A 19559-nucleotide genomic window follows, 5' to 3' on the forward strand; every position below is an offset into this window, starting at 1 on the left:
CGCGCCCGGCGCGGTCGTGTGCGAGCGTGGGGGAACATGTCGGAGCGAGTGCACACCCTCGCGATTGACATGTGCGAACGCGATGACCCGGTCAGCCGCCGGCCAGCAGCTCGGAGAACCGCGCGGCGACCAGGTCCCAGCGCCACTCATGCTCGATCCACGCCCGGCCGCGCGCGCCCATCTCGCGGGCCGCGTCCGGGTCCTTGAGCAGGACGGCCAGCGCGCGGGCCACCTGCTCGGGGCGGTCGCCGTCCACCAGCAGGCCCGTCTCCCCGTCGCGCACCGCGTCCGGCGCCCCGCCCGAGCGGCCCGCGACCACCGGGAGCCCGGTGGCGGACGCCTCCAGGTAGACGATGCCGAGCCCCTCCACGTCCAGGCCGCGCAGGCGGGTGCGGCAGGGCATGGCGAACACGTCCCCGGCGTCGTAGTAGGCGGGCAGGCTGCTCCAGGGCACCGGCCCGGTGACGACCACCGAGCCGCCGAGCCCGCGCGCCGCGACCAGCCGCGTCAGGGCGCGCCGCGACGGGCCGCCGCCGACCAGCAGCAGCACCGCGTCGGGCACGGCGCGCAGCACGGCCGGCCAGCAGCGCACCAGCGTGTCCTGGCCCTTGCGCGGCACCAGCCGCGACACGCACACCACGACGGGCCTGCCGCCGATGCCGAGCGCGGCGCGCACCCCGGCCCCGCCCGCGCCGGGCCGGAACAGCTCCGTGTCCACGCCCGGGGCCAGCCTGACCAGCCGGGACGGCGGCACCACCCGGGCCAGCCGCTCCCGCGTGTAGTCGCCGAGGTAGGTGATCGCGTCGGCGTGGCCGCCGATCCTAGCCAGCACGCCGCGCGCCAGCGGCGTGCCCGCCCAGGCCGCCTCGTGGCCGTGGGTCAGCATGACCACCCTGCGCGCCCCGGCAGCGCGCACCGCGGGGGCCAGCAGGCCGAGCGGGGCCGCGGCGCCGAACACCACGGTCTCGCACTTCTCCCGCCGCACCAGCTCCGCCGCGCGCCGGGCCACGCCGGGCAGCGGCAGCATCAGCGAGGTGGGGTGGCGCACCACGCGGTAGGGGCGGCGCGCGTCGAACTCCTCCCAGCCGGGCCAGCGCGAGGCGTACACGACGGTCGAGCCGGGAGGCCGCCGCTCGGCGAGGGCGTGCACGAACGCCTGGATGCCCCCCGGGCGCGGCGGGAAGTCGTTGGTGACGATCAGGACGCGGCCCCGCGGGTTCACGGCTCGGGCAGCCCGTTCTTGCGGGCCCAGGCACGGGCGAGGGCGATGCGCTGCGGGGTCGTGGGGTGGGAGGCGTGCAGCAGGTAGTCCAGGGCGTCCGGCGACAGGTCGGAGAGGTTGGTGACGGCCAGCCGCTTCTGCATCGCCACGAACGTCGCCGGGTCGCGGGTGAGGTCGAGCGCGTGGACGTCCGCCCGGGCCTCGACCGCCCGGCTCACCACGTTCTCCACCGGACCGGCCAGCACGGAGGCGAGCGTGACCAGGCCGAGCAGCAGCCCCACCGACCGGGGGTCGCCCACCGACGGCGTCCCGGCGCGGCGGCGCACCGCGGGCGCGCCGGCCACCAGGTACAGCAGGCACGCGCCCGCCGCGGCGCCGAGCCCGCCGACCAGCGTGCCGTACAGCACGTCGTCCTCGCGGGCGTGGCCGAGCTCGTGCGCGACCACCAGCGCGACCTCCTTCCGCGGAGCGCGCAGCAGCGTGTCGTAGACGACGACGCGCCGGGTCGCGCCGAAGCCGGAGACGTAGGCGTTGAGCGCGGTGGTCCGGCGGGATGCGTCGGCGACCAGGACGTCACGCACGGGGACGCCGTCGCGGCCGGCCATCGCGATCAGATCGGCGCGCAGCGGCCCGTGCGGCAGGGGCCTGAAGTCGCTGAACAGCGGCTCCACGACGACGGGGTAGGCGAACGACGCCGCGACGGTGAGGGCGAAGGCCCCCGCGGCGGCGGGGATCCACCAGCGGGCCCGGAACCGGCGGGCCAGCCACACCACCGCGACGATCATCACGGCGATCAGCACGGTCTGGACGGCGAAGCTCTTCAGCCGGTCGAGCGACCACCCGGCCCAGCCCTGCGTGGACAGCCCGTACGCGCGCAGGCGGGTCTCGTACCACATGCCGAACGGCCACTTGAGCAGCAGCGTCACCGCCGACAGCAGCAGCACCCCGGCCAGGGCGCGCAGCCACCACGGCCCTTTGAGCCGGCCCACCACCCACGCCCCCACCGGGGTGAGGACCAGCGCGCCCGCCACCAGCAGCGTCACGGCCAGCGACAGGTAGGACGGCGGGCTGACGGCGGCGTCGAAGGCGGCGGCCCGGGAGATCTGCGCGGGGGTGAAGTCGCGGGCCGGGTCGGGCGGCACGGCCGGGGCGCCGCCCAGGGGGTCCCAGGGCGTCGTGAGCGCGACGACGGCGGCCATGACCGCGCCGAGCGCCACGAGCGCGGCGCCCGCCGCGCGCACGCGCCTGCCGGGGCGGGTCTCCTCGGTCAGCTCCGCCACCAATACCAGCCTTTCTCCCGTGCCCCGCGGTCACGGCCCCTGGCGCGGCGCCTGCGACGGGCGGTCACGACAGCTCCGCCACCACGTAGGCGCGCCAGGCGGCGGTGAACCGCTCCGCGCTCACTCCGAGCACGCGGGGAAGCGCGCCCGGCGCGCCGCCCCCGCTGAACTCACGGTAGAGGGCGACAAGGGCCCGCTCACCGTAACGGGCCACGACATACCGGCAGGCGAGCCACGCCTCCTCGTACGCCTGCGCCAGGCGCGGCGATCCCGGGGCGAAGGCGTCCGGGCCCGGCAGCGCGACCGGGCGCCGGCCCGCGCGGACCTCGGCGGCCAGCTCGGCGGCGGCCGTCGGCACCGGGATGCCCGAGTCCAGGTAGCCGACGTAGTCGGCGAAGCCTTCCACGAGCCACTTCGGCGTGCGGGCGTCCGTGGCCGCGCCGGTGGCGAGGTGGGTGAGCTCGTGGGCCAGGACGACGTCGCGCCCGGCGTCGCTGAGCCGGGCGTACGCGGCGGGCTCGACGATCACGCGGTCCGCCGCCGCGACCGCGGCGAGCCCGCGCACCGAGGCGGGCACGGCGAGCGCGGCGGCCTGCGCGGTGGTGCCGGGCAGCAGTACCAGCGGCCGCACCGGCCCGCCCAGTCGCGCCACGGCACGCGCGGCCCGGTCGGCCCCGCGGGCCAGGTCGGCCGTCTCGGCGGCGCCCGCCCGTGCCGCGGCGAGCACTACGGCGCGCTCCCCCGTGACGATCCTCGCCCCCGCCCAGATCTCCGGGCGCCCGGCCACCGCGGCCCGCGCGAGGCTCTCCGGGTCGGGAGTGGCGGCGGGCGGGGCCGCGAGGACGGCCGAGGCCCCGGGCGCGGCCGGGAGGGCGCCCCAGAGCGCCGGAGCGGCCGTCGGCGCGCTCAGGGCCGCCAGCAGGCCCGCCAGTGAGGCCCCCAGCCGGACGACGCGCATGCGGGCAATCTACCGGGCGCCCCGCCCCTGAAACGCGCCCCCGAGGGCGCGGCTCCGGGACGGGGTGAGGCACGCGCGACGGCGGGAACACTCCCTGTGGGCACGTCCTCGTCCTCGGAGGCGCGATCTGACGGGCGTGCCGGGCAGTCCTGGACGGCCGGAAGCCGCCCGGGCCGGGAAGGGCCCCGGCGGATCGCCTGAGGCGTCCGGCCGTGCACGCCTGACGGCTGCGGATCATCGACCACATTCCGCGTCAGGGGGCGCGTCACGACCCGTGGAGGCCGGCCATGAGCAAGGCCAAGATCAAAACGGAGTACGAGCTCGTACAGGAGAACGTCGACCAGCCCCCGTGGGGGCCCACCGAGCCGGACGAGGAGGAGGTCCTCATCGGTCTCGGCTACCACCTCAACGAGGAGACCGGCGTCTACGAAGGCTTGCCGAGGACCATGGTCACGGAGGCCGAGAGGATGCTCCAGGAGGCCCGCATGGACCTCGGGATGAGCGGCCGTCCGAACCAGATCACCGAGGACTACGCCTCGCGCAACGGCTCGGAGTTCCTGACGGCCCACTGGTGTGACATGGCGGTCACCCACTGGGCCCGGGAGTCCGGCAACAGGAAGGCGGTGCTGCCGGAGGGCGACCGGGCGTACACCGTCTGGCACGCCGAGGACGGCCTGCGGCTCGGCCGCTGGCACACGGGCACGGTGGCCCAGATCAAGGAGCACGCCCGCCCGGGGGCGATCATGTTCGTCGACCACCAGGGATCGAACGACATCGGCGCGATCGACCACGTGGGCGTGGTGGAGGTCAACCTGGGCGACGGCCGCCTGCAGACCATCGAGGGCAACGTGAGCGACAGGTGCGTCCGCACCGTGCGCGGCGCGGCCGACATCGCCGGATTCTGGAATCCCGCCTACAACTGGACGGAGGCCATGGTGGAGAAGCTTCCGACGCTCCACGAGGGCGACCACGGCAAGCACGTGCGGACGATGCATCACCTGATGCTGGCCCGGGACACCACGGGGCTGGAGGGCCTCGGGGACGACGCCTTCACCGCGGAGCACGCGGCCGGCATCCGCCGGCTGCAGCAGGCCGCGGGCGTCGAGGTCGACGCGATCGTCGGCCCTGAGACCTGGAGCGTGCTGCTCGCGGTCCGGTAGGGCCGCCGGGCGTCGCGTGCGCCGGGAACGCGAAGGCCCCGTCCGCCCGCGAGGGGTGAGGGGGACGGGGCCTTCGGTCCGGTGCGCTCAGCGCGGGCCCGGACCGGTCACGCGCCGGGGCGGACGGCTCCGACGAAGCTGCCCTTGCGGTAGCCGTTGAGCTTGTCGATCCGCACCCGCGAGCCGCTGTTCGGGGAGTGGATCATCTTGCCGTGGCCGACGTACATGCCGACGTGGCCGAGGCCGCGGAAGAACATCAGGTCGCCCGGCTGGAGGTGCTTCCACGAGACCTTCTTGCGCACCGCGCGGTACTGCGCGCCGGTGACACGGGGCAGCTTGACCCCGGCCTTGCGCCAGGAGTACAGGACCAGACCCGAGCAGTCGAACGCGCCGGGGCCGGTGGCGCCCCAGCGGTAGGGGTCGCCGATCTGCCTCTTGGCCACGGCCACGGCGGTGCGCGCCTTGACGCGCTGCCGTGCGGCCTTGCTCAGCTTGGTCTTCTTGGTCTTCTTGGTCTTCGACGTCTTCGCGGCCGTGGAGCCCGTGGTGGTCGCCGCCGACTCGCTCTGGGTGGTCGCCGCGGGTTCCGCCGAGGCCACCGGGGGAACGACGGGAGTGACCGGCGTGGCGGCGTCCGCCGCCGGCACCTGCAGGGTCGCCAGGGCGACGGAGGCCGTCACGGTCAGGACGGCGCCGCCGAGGGAGAACCTGGCGATTCGGGGCAGGCGGGGGCTAGGGGTGGTGCTGGACAGGATCGCTCCTAGAATCTTCCACTTACGCCTACCGGGTTAGCTGACGGATTCGGGCATGGAAGCAGCCCTACGGCGCGCGGGGCGCCGATTCACCCCCGGCCTTCCGGCTGGAAGGCCAATTGGGTCCCCGGCTCCGTGCTCCTTGCCGCACGGATTCGGCAGGCCGCCGCGGTGTGGGTTCCTTGTGGGGTTCCCGGTTTCGCCGGCATGTGCCGGCGACGACGGCCGAATGGATGGGTGGTACGTCGGCCGATCTTGCGGACCGGCCCTCGTTCGCGACGGCATGGCGTTGCTCGCCGCGGCCCAGAAGCTACACAGATTGCGAAATTCCAGCAAAGGGTGGGTCAACGAAACGTAGATCATTACGACTGATCACTAACCGATAACGCCTGCATATCAATGCCCTCTGTTACCCGAATGTGATTCCTCTCACATAGCCGGAAACATGGCCCGCCCTTCGTCACATCCGTCACATCCGTCACACAAGTCTTGATCTTGGACGGGCCGGATCGGCGGTTGCGGGCCTCTCCAGAGATGTCAATATGCAAGAGTTCTTTAGCAATGTCTGTTGCGCAAGGCATGTTGCTCATGCCAGCGTGGGGCCCATGGAGAACGAGAACGTCCGGCAGATCACCGACTCGCGCGTGCTGGCCGCCCTGGCCCATCCCCTGCGGCGCCGTCTCATGGACGCGCTCAAGGTCTACGGGCCCTGCACCGCCAGCATGCTGGCCGAGCACACCGGCCAGGCCGTGGCCAACGTCAGCCACCACCTGCGGGTCCTCGCCTCGGGCGAACTGGTCGAGGAGGCCCCCGAGCTGGCCCGCGACCGGCGTGAGCGCTGGTGGCGCCTGGTGTCGGCCTCGCTCCGGTGGTCCACCCGCGACTTCGAGTCCGACCCCGCCTCCGCCGCCGTGGCCGGCGCCGCCGAATCGCTCAACCTGGACCACCACGTGGCCATCGTCCGCGCCTACTACGCCATGACCGAGGACGAGCGCGCGGCCTGGGACAACGCGCCGTTCTCCGCCGACAAGTGGCTGCGGCTGACGCCCGCCGAGCTCGCCGAGGTGAGCCGGGAGGTCGTCGCCCTGTTCGACCGCTGGGCGGCCCGTGACGTCCCCGACGACGGCGCCTCCAGGGACCCGGTGTTCCTGTTCGCCTTCGGCGTCCCGGGGCGTCCATGAGCGCCCTGGACGCGCGATCCCCGCATCCCGGGCCGCCCGGCCGCTCCCCCGCGCGCCGCGGCGTCGGGGGCCTCCTGCGCGAGCGCGACTTCCGCCTGCTGTGGATCGGCGAGACGTCCAGCGCCTTCGGCAGCTCGGTGACCAGCGTCGCGATGCCCCTGGTGGCCGTCACCGCGCTGCACGCCGACGCGCTGGCCGTGGGCGTGCTGGCCGCGGCGGCGTGGCTGCCGTGGCTGCTCATCGGCCTGCCCGCGGGCGCCTGGGTCGACCGGCTGCCCCGGCGTCCGGTCATGCTGGCCTGCGACGTGGTCTCGGCGCTGGCGTTCTGCAGCGTCCCGGTGGCCGCGTGGCTGGGCGTGCTCACCATCGGCCACCTGATGGCCGCGGCCCTGGTCGCCGGCACCGCCAAGGTGTTCTTCCAGACGGCCTACCAGGTCCTGCTGCCTTCGGTGGTCGCCACGGCCGACCTGCGGGAGGGCAACGCCAAGCTCCAGGGCGGCGAGTCGGCCGCCCAGGTCGCGGGCCCGGGGGCGGGCGGCCTGGCCGCCCAGGCGTTCGGGGCGGTCGCCGGCCTGATCGCCGACGCGGCCACCTTCGTGATCTCCGCGGCCTGCCTGCTGGCGATGCGGACGCGCGAGGCGGCCGCCCCGGCGCGCGAGACCGCCACGCTGCTCCGGCAGATCGGCGAGGGCACGCGGTTCGTCCTGCGCGACCCCTACCTGCGGGTCATGACCCTGTTCGGGGCCGTGTCGAACCTGTTCCTCATCGGCTACCAGGCCATCCTCGTGGTCTTCCTGGTGCGCGACGTCGGCCTGAGCGCCGGGACGGCGGGCGGCCTGATCGCCGCCACCAGCCTCGGCGGCGTCGCGGGCGCCGTCCTCGCCACCTCGATCGCGCGCCGCCTCGGCAGCGCGAGGGCCCTCATCGCCTGCGAGGTGGTGTGCACGCCGTTCGGGCTGCTGCTGCCCGCCGCGCGCCCCGGGCCGTCGCTGGCCCTCGGGATCGCGGGCGCCCTCATGGTGGTCGCGGGGGTCGTGGCGGGAAACGTGATCAAAGGCGCGTTCCGGCAGACGTACTGCCCGCGCCATCTGCTCGGCCGGGTTTCGGTCACCATGCAGTTCGTCAACCTGGGCACGCTTCCGGTCGGCGCCGTGGCCGCGGGGGCGCTCGGCGACGCGCTCGGCGTGCGCCCCGCCATGTGGATCGCCATGGTGGGAGTGGCCCTGAGCGGCCTCATTCTGCTCGCGGGGCCATTGCGGCGCGACCGCGACCTGCCTGCGGCGCCCGCCGCTGCGGCGTGAGAAACCGGTCCGTTCCAGGGGCGGAACGGATGTGCGCGGCCGGGTCACGGGGACACCCGGGCGCCCGATCAAGAGTGCTCATTTTTTATCAAATGTCACCATGACCGCACGAGCGCGTGACGGATCCGCGCACGCGACCCCCAGAAATCCGAGCACCCCTAAGCCGCATAATTTGGCTTATATCGGGATATTCTGCGAGTCAAACCGAATTGCCAGCCAGAATATTAGTATCACCGTTAGGTGCGTCCGCTGCACGGCACTAAGGCGTCGTCAATAGGAAACAGTGCCGGATTTCCGCACCCCGGCGATCCGGCGCCGGGAACGGCGCCGCCGGGACCACGCTCCCGCGTCAGGGACGCACGGCGGCGAAGATGCCCCGGTACGAGGACAGCGGGACCACGCTCACCACGCTGCCCGTGCGCGGCGCGTGCACCATCTTGCCGTCGCCCGCGTACATCCCGACGTGGCCGAGGCCGGAGGCGAACAGCAGGTCGCCCGGCTGGACGGCGCCGAGGGGCACCCGCCGCGAGGCGCCCCAGTTGTACTGCTGGGCGGCGGTGCGGGGCAGCGTGACGCCCGCGGCCCGCCAGGCCATCAGCGTGAGGCCCGAGCAGTCGAAGCCGTCGGGCCCGGTGCCGCCGTACCGGTACGGCTTGCCGACCTGCGCGAAGGCGTACTGCAGCGCCGCGCGCGCGTTGCCGGACGCCGGGCCGGTGTACTTGATGCCCGGGCTGTTGGGGTTGCCGGGGTTGTAGGCGTTGAGCCGGCGCAGCAGGCGCTCCTGCTCCCCGACGAGCTTCTCGACGTCCTTCTTCTGGCGCTTGAGCTCGTTCAGCAGCTCGATCGCCTTGTCGTAGGACTTCTTGGCGTCGTCCCGCTCGCCCTGGATCGACGCGGTCGCCTGCTGATAGGCGGCGAGCTTGCGCGCCCGGTCCGCCGACATCTGGTCGACGGAGGAGAGCCCGCTCAGCAGCGCGTCCGGATCGCCCTGGGTGATCAGGCTCGGCCAGGCCAGCATGTCGCCGGACTGATAGGTGCTCACGGCCATCGTCACCAGGCCCGCGCGCAGGCCGTCGATCCTGCCGAGCTGCTCCTTGAGGCGCCCGTTGGCCTTGTTGTAGTCCTTGCGGGCCTTCTTCCAGCGCTCGCCGGCCTCGTTGTACTTGTCCACGACGAGATCGGCGCGCTCGTTGAGCTTGGCGAGCCTGGCCTTGGCCTGGGCGACCGTGGGCCTCGGTTCGGCGCCGGCCCCGCCGGCCTGCGTCACCAGGACGGCGGCGATCAGACCTGTGATGACAGGAATCCGCCCGACTCCCCGGATGCCACGCGCGAGCACTGGGACGCCAGCCCCCTCATGTGAGACAAGTGAGACAGGGCGTGATCCTACAGAAAAGCCGCAGATACCTGCACCTTTTCTCATGATTTCTTGGGACCGCCGCGAAACCGGCCGGTGGGAGGCCGTCCCGAACCGGCGAAAGCGCCGGTCAGGCGCGGCCGAGGCGGCGCAGCAGCAGCGTGGACGGCACAGGACGGGCGCCCATGCGGCGCACGGACTCGGCCACCTCGCGGTCGGAGGAGACGACGGCCACGGCGCGGCCCGGCGGCTCCGCGCGCACGAGCTGCCGTATGAGATCGTCGGCGATCTCGCCGGGCGCGCTGAACAGCACGCGCACCCCGCGCGGCGCGGAGACCTGCACCGGCCCGTTCAGCTCGGCCCCGTCGAACGCGCACGTCACCTCGACGCGCGTCTGCGCCGCCAGCCCGCCGAGGCCCGTCAGAAGCCGCGAACGCTGGTCGAGCAGGGTGAGCGTGGGGTAACCGGTCTTGGTGACGTTGTAGCCGTCCACGATCAGATGGAGCTGCGGGATCGCCAGGAGCTGGTCGAGCAGCGCCGGGTCGTCGTCGGACAGCGCGCGGGCGGGCACGGCCCTGACCGACGGACGGCCGGGCGCGACGGCGCTCACCGAGTCGGCCGGCCTGCTGATCGCCACGGGCAGGGCCAGCTCACTGCGCAGCCCGGCGGCGGCGTCCTGCAAGGTGTCCAGGAGCACGCGGATGCGGGCGTCCTCGATGCTGCGCCCCTCGCGCGCCGCGCGGCGGCTGGCCTCCAGTTGCCGCTCGGCGTCGGTGAGGCGCTCGCGCAGCTTGCGCAGCTCGGTCTCGCCGGCGCTCGCGGCCGAGCTGACGGCGGCCCTGGCCTCCTGGGCCGCCGCCTCCAGCTCGGCGGCGCGCTCCTCGGCGAGCCGGCCGCGCTCGCGGGCGTCGTGCAGCCTGCGGCGCAGGTCGGCGACCTCGGCCCGCGACGCCTTGAGCTGCTCACGCAGCCGGTCGGCCTCCTCTTTGGCGGCGGTCTTCTGCGCGGCGAGCTGCTCGCGCAGCCGCGTCAGCGCCTGTTCCTGCGCGCTGCCCTCGGCCACGACGGCCGCCTGCTCCAGGTCGGCGCGCGCGGTCTCCACCAGCGCGGGCCAGCCGGGCGGGCGCGTCAGGTAGGCGGCGGCGGCCACGAGCACCGGCTCGGCGGCGGGCGGGACGTTGCCGTCCTCCAGGCTCGCGACCAGCTCGGGCCAGGCCTCCTTGAGCGCCTCCGCGACGATCTCGCGGAACTCCTTGTCGGTTTCGAGCTGCGCGGCGATCGGCGCGCTGCCCAGGCGGGCGCGCTTGCGCGGGTCGAACTTGGCGATGCCGCGCAGCGGAGGCGGGATCGCCGGGGGTTGCATCGAGCCGAGCACCTGGGCCGCGAGCTCGACGACGTGTAAGCGGACCTGCTCGGGCAGCGGGCGAGACAGACCTTCACCGGCTGAACTCATCCGACTTCCCCTAGCTGACTGGCCGTTCAGAAACTCCCTATCCGACAAGGGTACGGCTGACGCGTCCGTGGTCAGAGCGCACAGTGCCGGGTTCCCCACGCGGCGCGCCCTCCGCGCGTCGCGCGCGGGCCGCCGTTCCAGGCGGGCCGGCCGCGCACGCCCGGCCCGACGAAGGTGTGATCCCAGGTGGACGCCGCCTCCGCCCGCGAGCGCGCGGGCGCCGGGACAGGGGATGGCCTCCGCAACGGAAAGATACGCCTGAGCTGGGAAGATCTGCGCTGGGGCCCACCCGGCCCCGCGGGGGAACGCGCGGGGCCGGGGGACGCTCAGCGGAGCGAGATCTTGGTCTTCGACCGTCCGATCCGGTCATCCCGGGTGAGCTGGTCGACGTAGTCGCGGGCGGTCAGCCCGGACTCGAAGCTGACCGGCGCCCAGTAGTGGTCCGCCATGAAGGTGCCGCCGTACCGGTACTTCACCCACACGCGGATCTGCATGGTCAGCGTGTTGGCGGAGCCCAGCCGGACCACGCAGTACACCCGCGGGTTGCGGTAGGAGCACGAGGCGTTCGGCGGCTTCCTCAGGAAGCGGACCTTGGAGACCTCCTTGGGCGGCAGGAACGTCGCGAGCACGAGCCCGTCGTCCTGGATCTGGCGCGCGCCGGTCACCTTGAAGGTGTAGGTCGCGTAACCGCCGCGCCGCATGCCCTTGGGGTAGCTGACGTTGACGCGCGGGCGGGCCGCGGCGACGTCCGCGCGCGCCGCGGTGGCGACCGTCCGCGCGGTGGCGGCGGTCTCCGTACGGCCGGGGACCGGGGCGGCCTGGGCGGAGGCGGGTAACAGGAGCGTTCCCGCCGCGACGGCGAGAGACGCGATCAGGATGGCAGGCTTGCGCATGCGCACCTCCGGATATTTCTGGAGTCGAGTGATCAAAGCCGCCCTGACCTGCGGGGCGGCCGCTTCGGGCACGCCGGCCAGAGACCGCCGGCGGCGGCGTCCGAGGCGCCGGAGCGCACCGAACGCACGTCGTATAACGATCGTCGGGCCGCGGGGTTGCGACCGGATTCCACGCGGATTTCCCGTGCCCTCTGGGGAACTGTCGGTCGGCGACCGTATGGTCATGGGCGTGGAGATCGGGGTTCAGGGAACGCTGGACGAGCTGGGCACGCCCCTCGACCAGGTGACCTTCGTCGTGTTCGACCTGGAGACGACGGGCGGCTCGCCCGCCGAGCACGCCATCACCGAGATCGGCGCGGTCAAGGTCCGCGGCGGCGAGGTCGTCGGCGAGTTCGCCACGCTCGTGGACCCCGGGCGTCCCATCCCCCCGTTCATCACCGTCCTGACCGGCATCACCGACGTCATGGTCACCGCCGCCCCCCGCGTCGAGCGGGTCCTGCCGTCCTTCCTGGAGTTCATCCGCGGCGCCACCCTCGTCGCGCACAACGCCCCGTTCGACGTCGGGTTCATCAAGGCGTGCTGCCAGGCCGGCGGCTACGCTCCCCCGGCCAACCCGGTGGTCGACACCGCCGATCTCGCCCGCCGCGTCCTCACCCGCGACGAGGTCCCCAACTGCAAGCTGGCCACGCTGGCCCGGTTCTTCCGGTCCTCCACCGAGCCGTGCCACCGCGCCCTGGCCGACGCGCGCGCCACCGTCGAGGTCCTGCACGGCCTGATCGAGCGCGTCGGGGCCTACGGCGTCCACACGCTGGAGGAACTGCGGGGCTTCGTGCGCGCCCCCACGCCCGAGCAGAAGCGCAAGCGCCACCTCGCCGCCGCGATTCCCAGCGCCCCGGGCGTCTACGTCTTCGAGGACGAGCGCGGCGAGGCGCTGTACGTCGGCAAGAGCGGCGACCTGCGCACCCGCGTGCGGTCGTACTTCACCGCGAGCGAGACCCGGCCGCGCATCCGCGAGATGATCGGCATCGCCGAGCGCGTCCGGCCGATCGTCTGCGCCACCGCGCTGGAGGCCGAGGTCAGGGAGCTGCGCCTCATCGGCGCCACCAAACCCCGCTACAACCGGCGCTCCCGCTTCCCCGAGAAGGTCGTCTGGCTCAAGCTCACCGACGAGCCGTTCCCGCGCCTGTCCATCGTCCGCGAGGTCAAGGCCGACGCCGCCACCTACCTCGGCCCGTTCACCTCCTCCCGCGGCGCCGAGGACGCCCGGACCGCGCTGCACGAGGCCGTCCCCTTACGCCAGTGCACCGAGCGCATCACCCCGCGCACCCGCCGGTCCGCCTGCGCGCTGGCCGAGATGGGCCGCTGCGGCGCGCCCTGCGAGGGGCGGCAGACCGTCGGCGAGTACGGCGCGCACGCCGAGACCGCGCGGTCGGCCATGGAGCACGACCCCGGCCCGGTGTTCGCCGCCCTCCAGGCCCGCATGGATCGGCTGGCCGCCGAGCAGCGTTACGAGGAGGCCGCGGTCGACCGCGACCGGCTCGCCGTCTACGTGCGCACGGCCGCGCGCATGCAGCGCCTGCGGTCCCTGACCGGCATCCCGGAGCTGGTCGCCGCGAGCCCGTCGTTCGACGGCGGCTGGGACATCCACGTCGTCCGGCACGGCCGGCTGGCCGCCGCGGGCGTGATGCCGCGCGGCGCGCACCCGGTCCCCTACGTCGACGCGCTGGTCGCCACCGCCGAGACCGTCACCCCCGGCCCCGGCCCGCTGCCCGCCGCGATCGCCGAGGAGACCGAGTGCGTCCTGCGCTGGCTCGACTCCCCCGGCGTCCGCCTGGTCCGCGTGGACGGCACCTGGAGCACCCCCGCCCGCGGCGCGGGCCGCCTCAAGGGCCGCATCGACCGCGCCTACCAGGGCCTGGAGCCTCGTCAGCGCCGTGAGGGCAGGCCGCTCACCTGAGGGCTCCGGTCGTCCTTCCCCATCGGGTGACCTCGTTGGCGCCGGCTGTCACGCAGGTCAAAGAATCCGACACAAAAGCATAAGGCTCCCAGAGCACACATAACTCTAAGTCGCCACTTATGTCATGCATTCACGACGATAAATGCCAATAATCCCGCATAAATAATCTCCTCATAACCATGCGTAACCCCTATATCCGCTATACCCTGTGAAGGCGTTCGCGGCGCCGCGATCCGGCTCTCCGCGTGACGGCCGCGACGTGCTCGGCATCGAGACCCGCCATACCGGCTTCCCCGTCGAGCCTGCCGCGTTACCCGCGGTGACAGCACATGTCCGGCACTTCACCCGATCGAGGTATGAGTGAACGGCGACAGCTCCCACGAAAGCGACGGCCTGTCCGTCCCGGAATTGGCGGAGTCACTCTGGGGGGTTCGCCCCGAACCGGCGATCGAACGATTCGCGCAGCCGGGCTGGACTCATCGCGAGCAGGTCACCGCTCAATGCCCGCAATGTCACGCTTTTCTGCACACCATGTGGAAAGCCGACGAGCGCGACGGACGAAACTCCCCCTATGTGGCGGTCGTCTGCCGGCGTTGCCCGGCCACCTTCACCCTTGACGACCTGAGGCTGCGCGAGTACGCCGATCTTCTCCAGCAGCCGGGGCCGGGAGGACGACCGGCCCCGTCCGCGGCGGATCGTGGCGCGCCCGGCGACACGACCGTCGCCGGCGTAGCCCAGTGGATGTGGGGCGTGCGCCCCAGCCTGGCGGTGGCCCGGTTCGCCCTCCCAGGATGGCGGTACCTCCGCCAGACCGATCTGTGCTGCCCGACCTGTGACGGCGCTCTTCATGGCATGACCCGGGCCTATCAGGTCGAAGGAGCACGGCGAGCGGAGTTCGCCGTGGTCTGCCCGGCCTGTCCCGCGACCTTCACCCTGCAACATCTCAGGATCTCGCGCCGTCCGGTGCTGGGCGACCTTCCCGCGGACGCCCCCTTCGAGGATCCCGGCGCCGCGCTGGTGGCAGGGCCCGCGCCCGGCCCGGCCGCGGCGGGCCACGACGACGCCGCCCCGGCGCCGCCGCCAGGGTCACAGGTCGCCGCGATCCGTGCGGGCCGGGTGCTGGGCCTCCTGCCCCATCTCTCCCCTCACCAGGGATCCGGCGCCCGCGATGCCAAGCCACCTCAGGAGATCACGGATCAGCCGCCGGCGGAGCACCGTCTGCTGCACTGGTGCAAGATCACCAACCCGCGGTGGACGCTGCCGCCGCTGCCACCGGGCACCGATGTCCGGGTCATCCTCCCCGACGGGCCGGAGTTCGGCCGGCTGCGCACGACGCTGGCGGCGGCGGGAGTCCCCCACCGATCGGTGGCGTACTGGGCCGAGAACGAGATCGTCTCGACGGTCGGCGCGGACGGCCAGGCGGCGCCGCTTTCGGTCATCACCGCGCTGACCCGGCCAGGGGCCGACAAGCTCTTCTGGCGTTCCCCCGTATCCGGGCAGCCGGCCTGCAACGCCCACGGCGCGTTCGAGAAGATCTGGGACACCCACGAGGAGACGGTCACCGACCACCGGTCCGAACTCGTCCCCGCGGCCGACCTGGTCCCGCAGGCGTGGCTGGACTACCTCCCGTTCGACCGGCTCAACCCGGCCCAGGTCCAGGCCGCTCCCGCGGTGCTGAACTCCAAACGCCACCTGGTCATCACCGCCCCGACCGGGGCCGGGAAGACCGTCATCGGCATGCTCGCCGTCCTGCGCGCCATCCTGGGCGAGGGGCGCAAGGCGGCGTGGCTGGTCCCGCAACGGTCCCTGACCGACGAACTGGACCGGGAACTCGAAGGCTGGCGCGGAAAGGGACTCCGCGTCGAACGGCTGTCCGGCGAGTACACCACCGATATCGAGCGGATCCGCGCCGCGGATCTATGGGTGGCCACCACCGAGAAGTTCGAGGCGATCTGCAGGACCAATTCCCTGCAGGCCGCGCTCGGCGAGGTCGGCTGCCTGGTCGTCGACGAGGTCCACCTCCTCGGCTCCCCCGGACGAGGCCCTCTCCTGGAGGCGCTGCTCGCCCGGGTCCGCGGTGTGAACTCCCCCGTCCGGATCGTCGGGCTGTCGGCCACGGTGTCCAACGCCGCCGAGATCGCCGAATGGCTCAACGGCCGGCTCATCTCCACCGCCTGGCGTCCCAGCCGACTGACCTGGCAGCTCCCGGCCATCCCCGTCACCCTCGATCAGGCCGCGGACAACAGCGTGCGCAACCGCCTCGCCGTCGTCCTGGCCCGGCGCGTCACCGACGACGGCGGGAGCGTTCTGGTGTTCTGCGGGAGCAAACGCAACGTCCGCGTCACCGCGCTGGCGCTGGCCGCCGAACGCGGCGTGGACATCAGGGGCGTCGACGACGAGGACATCGACCGCGTCAACGAGCTCTGCACCGCCGCCAGCATCGGCCTGCACTACAAGGACTGGGAGTTCAAGCACGAGGCCGAGGCCCGCTTCCGCAGCCGCGACTTCGATGTCCTGGTGGCCACCACCACCGTCGCCGCCGGCGTCAACCTGCCCGCCCGCGCCGTCATCGTCCGCGACACCATGGTCGGCCGCGACCCCCTCGACGTCGCCACCCTGCTGCAGATGTTCGGCCGCGCCGGCCGGGTCGGGGCAGGCGAGCACGAAGGCTGGGCCTATCTCATCACCAGCGAGGTGAAACGCGCCGACTGGCAGGGCGCGCTGGTGGACGGATACCACGTCCATTCACAGATCCACGCGACCCTCACCGATCATGTCCTCGCCGAGGTGGTCCAGGGGCGCATCACCAGCGTCGAACAGGCCGAGCAGTGGTGGAAGCACACCCTGTGCCACCACCAAGGGGACGACGACACCGAGCCGGTGATCGAGGCCGTCGACTTCCTCATCGACCACGGCTACCTCACGCAGGTCCCCGGCAACGGCGGCGACACGCGTGTCGCCGTCACCGACCTCGGGTTGCTCACCGCGCGGCTGATGGTCAACACCGACGTGGCCGCCGACCTCCGCGCGGTACTGGGCGAGATCCCCGTCCCCTCCGATCCCGACATCGCGGAGGACGTCCTGATCCACGTGGTGGCCGCGCTCGTGCCCGAGCTCGCCTTCGCCCCGGTGGCCGATTTCCTCCGGCCGGTCGTGGCGAAGATCATCAGGGGCGGCGGCCGGCGCGAGGCGAACGACTCCAGCAGCGCGATCAGCGGGCTCGGCGCCGCCCGCACGTACGGGCCAGGCGATCTCGCACGGGCGGCGCTGCTGCTGGCGGCGCACAGCCCTCGGCTGTTCACGCGGTCCTTCCGCTTCGTCGCGGGCCTGCCCTCCAGCACCATCGCCCCGATCCTCGAGGCGGCGTCCCGCTATTTCGCCTGGCTCGGAGCGCAGGGCTACCTGGGGACCATGCACCCGTGGATCGCGATCGTCGCCGGCGACATCGATCGCCGGGTGCGCTGGCGGCGGTGGGGTCCCCGGCGAGGCTCCGGCAGGCTGCTGTGGATGTGCGAGCAGATGGCGACCGCCCCTCTCGCCAAGGAGTTCGTCCCGACCCTGTGGCGGTGCGCCACGGAGTCGGGCTTCACCAGTCCCGACTGGGCCCAGACCACTCCGCCGCGTGACTGTCAGCTTGACCACGATCAGTACATCGGCCTGCTCCGGGAACGGACCACCGGATGCGAGCTGGCCGAGGGCCTCGACCACGTGAGCGTCACCGATATCAGCGCCGGCCACCTGATCACCTGGAACGGCCGGGCCACCGCGACCACCGCCGTGATCGGCAAGGCGACGGCCGCGTACCCGCCCCGTCCCCTCGACGACCCCGACGATGCCGACACCGGCGGGGCGATCTTCACCAAACGCGGGGACCACATGGCCACGGGATGGCTGGGCCGCCACTACTCGGCGGCATCCCCGTACTGAGGCGCCCCCTATTCCTGGACCTCCCCGAACAACGCCGGCCCGCCAGGCACGCCACCGCCCGGCTCCGATGAGGGCGGGGGCGCCGCTCGGCGCTAGAGTCGGGCCAGGCCGTACTCGGTACTCGAAGGAGAGAGCGCGTATGATCACCGCGATCGTGCACATCAAGGCGGAGGTCGACCGGATTCCCGAGGTCGCCGAGACGATCGCCGAGCTCGACGGCGTCAGCGAGGTCTATTCGATCACCGGCGACTACGACCTCGTCGCCATGGTCCGCGTCCCCCACTACGACGACGTCGCCGAGGTCATCCCCGGCCGCATCAACAAGGTCCAGGGCGTCCTCGCCACCGAAACCCACCTGGCCTTCCGCACCTACTCCAAGCACGACCTGGACGCGGCTTTCTCCATCGGCTTCGCCGAGTCCGACTGACGACGCCGTCGAGAACATCGCCTCCGGCCGGGTCTGACTCTCCAGACGCCGGCGATTTCCCATGTCTGCTCATCGCATTCGGAGGTGTGGTCCGAATCTGAAGCCTCCGGCTTCGAGCAGCGAATTCCGCCGGACGGTGCGCGGAGGAACTCCTGTTCTGGGAGACTTCGACCGCCCCGCACCCCCCGGCTCCATCGTCAGCTGCGAAGAGCCGTTCCGCTTCCCTGCCCACGCTTCAGGAGCCGACGATGGACGACGAGATTCAGCTGATCAGTGACGGCGACGGGCTGGCGGTCATCGGGAATCCGGCGGCGGTCGAACGCTTCCTGGTCTCTGAGGGACTGCCGTCGCAGGACCTCGGACTGCAACGGCTCGGATCCGCTCTCCGCACCGGGGCTCAAGCGTTACAAGCAGGTTCCGAGATCGCCGCCGGCTCGGGTCGCTGGGTCAAGCTGACCAAGGATTCCGCGCAGCTCGTCGGGAAGTACGGGCTGAGGAGAAGCGCGAAGTCGGGTCTCAGTACCGGTGTGCTGAAAGGCGACCACGGCCAGATCAAGGGATTCGTCGAATTCACGAAGGGGCCCGGGTCGTTTCTGACCAATCCGGCGATTCTGGCCGGCGCCGCGGGGATCATGGCCCAGATCGCGATGCAACAGACCATGAAGGAGATCACCGACTATCTCGCCACGATCGACGAGAAGGTCGACGACGTGCTCCGCGCCCAGGAAGACGCCGTGGTGGCGGACATGATCGGAGTGGACCTCGTGATCGGTGAGGCCATGACCATCCGCGAGCAGGTCGGCCGGGTCTCCGAGGTCACGTGGTCGAAGATGCAGGGCGCTTCCGTGACGGTCGCACGAACCCAGGCGTACGCATTGCGTCAACTCGACGCGCTCGCGGACAAGGTGCAGCAGAAGACCAATATCGGTGATCTCGCCAAGACGTCCGAGGAAGCCGAGCTCAAGGTCCAGCAGTGGCTCGCCGTGCTGGCTCGCTGCTTCCAACTCCAGGACGCGATCGCCGTGCTCGAACTCGACCGGGTGCTGGACACGTCTCCGGAGGAGCTGGACCAGCATCGCCTCGGCCTTCGCGCCGCACGGCAGAACCGGCTGGAACTCATATTACGGTGCACCGAGCGCCTGATGGCCCGCATGGACGCGGCCGCCGTCACGGCCAACACGAAGGTGCTGCTGTACCCGGCCAAGTCCCGGGCCGTCGTGCATTCGAGCGACCATGTCGCGGTCTCCGTCGTCGACTTCCACGGGCGGCTCGGGATCGAGCGCGGCCGACAGTCGTTGGAGGCCAGACGATGGGCGGACGCGGCCGCGGAGGTGCGGGACAAGGTGCTCGAAGCAGGAGCAGAGAGCATCGATACCGCCCGGCACCTCGGTAACGAGACCCTTGACCGGGCCAGATCGGTGACGGGAAGGCTCTCCAGCGGGATCGCCGAGCGAGCGCTCCGTCTGCGCGGGAACGAGGTGGAACGCGACAGAAGGACGGAGTGAGCACCGACCATCAGCACTGGTCGTACTCACCGAGCCCGGCGTCTTCCTCGGCGAACCCTCCTTGCGGCGCGGCCCGGTCCCGCTCGAACTGCTGACGTCTCGAACAGGCCGTCCAGGGGCAGCTCGTCAATGCCGCTCACCCGCCCGACAGAGGACGATCCCGTGACGGCAGCGGCTAGGCGATGGCCG

14 protein-coding genes and 1 riboswitch are annotated in these 19559 nt (G+C 72.3%); of the genes, 7 read left to right on the top strand and 7 right to left on the bottom strand.

Annotation, left to right across the window (positions count from 1 at the left end; genetic code table 11):
- Positions 1-91: 91 nt before the first annotated feature.
- The 3 genes from BJ982_RS32055 to BJ982_RS32065 form a co-directional block, all read right to left on the bottom strand.
- A complete protein-coding gene (locus tag BJ982_RS32055; RefSeq protein WP_239122837.1) occupies positions 92-1222 on the bottom strand; it encodes a glycosyltransferase family 4 protein in 1131 nt (376 codons plus the stop codon).
- Positions 1219-2502: a M48 family metallopeptidase gene (locus BJ982_RS32060; RefSeq protein ID WP_239122838.1), complete on the bottom strand. Its 1284-nt coding sequence runs from the start codon at positions 2500-2502 to the stop codon at positions 1219-1221. Before BJ982_RS32060 ends, BJ982_RS32055 begins: the two co-directional genes overlap by 4 nt.
- 64 nt (positions 2503-2566) lie before the next feature.
- A complete protein-coding gene (locus BJ982_RS32065; protein ID WP_184886264.1) occupies positions 2567-3460 on the bottom strand; it encodes a peptidase MA family metallohydrolase in 894 nt (297 codons plus the stop codon).
- 287 nt (positions 3461-3747) lie between these two features.
- Between BJ982_RS32065 and BJ982_RS32070 the strand changes: the two genes are divergently transcribed.
- Positions 3748-4620: a CHAP domain-containing protein gene (locus BJ982_RS32070; RefSeq protein ID WP_239122839.1), complete on the top strand. Its 873-nt coding sequence runs from the start codon at positions 3748-3750 to the stop codon at positions 4618-4620.
- A 107-nt stretch (positions 4621-4727) separates the two neighbouring features.
- On the opposite strand, the gene BJ982_RS39950 is transcribed toward BJ982_RS32070, so the two are convergent.
- Positions 4728-5300, bottom strand: a complete 573-nt coding sequence (locus BJ982_RS39950) for a C40 family peptidase (RefSeq protein WP_275411671.1) — start codon at positions 5298-5300, stop codon at positions 4728-4730.
- A gap of 82 nt (positions 5301-5382) precedes the next feature.
- Positions 5383-5543: riboswitch (cyclic di-AMP (ydaO/yuaA leader) on the bottom strand.
- Between the two features lie 434 nt (positions 5544-5977).
- Here BJ982_RS39950 and BJ982_RS32080 point away from each other — a divergent pair.
- Both BJ982_RS32080 and BJ982_RS32085 read left to right on the top strand, forming a co-directional pair.
- Positions 5978-6553 (top strand): ArsR/SmtB family transcription factor, encoded by a 576-nt coding sequence (locus tag BJ982_RS32080; protein ID WP_184886266.1) that lies wholly within the window; start codon positions 5978-5980, stop codon positions 6551-6553.
- A complete protein-coding gene (locus BJ982_RS32085) occupies positions 6550-7854 on the top strand; it encodes an MFS transporter (protein WP_184886268.1) in 1305 nt (434 codons plus the stop codon). The genes BJ982_RS32080 and BJ982_RS32085 overlap by 4 nt, the downstream gene beginning before the upstream one ends.
- A gap of 349 nt (positions 7855-8203) precedes the next feature.
- Here BJ982_RS32085 and BJ982_RS32090 read toward each other — a convergent pair whose 3' ends face one another.
- From BJ982_RS32090 to BJ982_RS32100, 3 genes are all read right to left on the bottom strand, one after another.
- Positions 8204-9190 carry a C40 family peptidase gene (locus BJ982_RS32090; protein WP_239122840.1) on the bottom strand — a complete coding sequence of 329 codons (987 nt, stop codon included), beginning with the start codon at positions 9188-9190 and terminating at the stop codon, positions 8204-8206.
- A 148-nt stretch (positions 9191-9338) separates the two neighbouring features.
- Positions 9339-10661, bottom strand: coding sequence for an NYN domain-containing protein (locus BJ982_RS32095; RefSeq protein ID WP_184886273.1), 1323 nt, complete (start codon positions 10659-10661; stop codon positions 9339-9341).
- A gap of 326 nt (positions 10662-10987) precedes the next feature.
- Positions 10988-11554: a hypothetical protein gene (locus BJ982_RS32100; RefSeq protein WP_184886275.1), complete on the bottom strand. Its 567-nt coding sequence runs from the start codon at positions 11552-11554 to the stop codon at positions 10988-10990.
- A 223-nt stretch (positions 11555-11777) separates the two neighbouring features.
- Between BJ982_RS32100 and BJ982_RS32105 the strand changes: the two genes are divergently transcribed.
- From BJ982_RS32105 to BJ982_RS32120, 4 genes are all read left to right on the top strand, one after another.
- Entirely contained in the window at positions 11778-13511 is a 1734-nt protein-coding gene (locus tag BJ982_RS32105; RefSeq protein ID WP_184889635.1) for a DEDD exonuclease domain-containing protein, read from the top strand.
- A 531-nt stretch (positions 13512-14042) separates the two neighbouring features.
- Positions 14043-17438: a DEAD/DEAH box helicase gene (locus tag BJ982_RS32110; protein ID WP_203958954.1), complete on the top strand. Its 3396-nt coding sequence runs from the start codon at positions 14043-14045 to the stop codon at positions 17436-17438.
- A gap of 139 nt (positions 17439-17577) precedes the next feature.
- Positions 17578-17865, top strand: a complete 288-nt coding sequence (locus BJ982_RS32115) for an Lrp/AsnC family transcriptional regulator (RefSeq protein ID WP_184886277.1) — start codon at positions 17578-17580, stop codon at positions 17863-17865.
- A 248-nt stretch (positions 17866-18113) separates the two neighbouring features.
- Positions 18114-19370, top strand: a complete 1257-nt coding sequence (locus tag BJ982_RS32120) for a hypothetical protein (RefSeq protein WP_184886279.1) — start codon at positions 18114-18116, stop codon at positions 19368-19370.
- The last annotated feature ends 189 nt before the right edge of the window (positions 19371-19559 follow it).

Origin of the sequence: Sphaerisporangium siamense (genome assembly GCF_014205275.1) — a bacterium.
GTDB lineage: Bacteria > Actinomycetota > Actinomycetes > Streptosporangiales > Streptosporangiaceae > Sphaerisporangium > Sphaerisporangium siamense.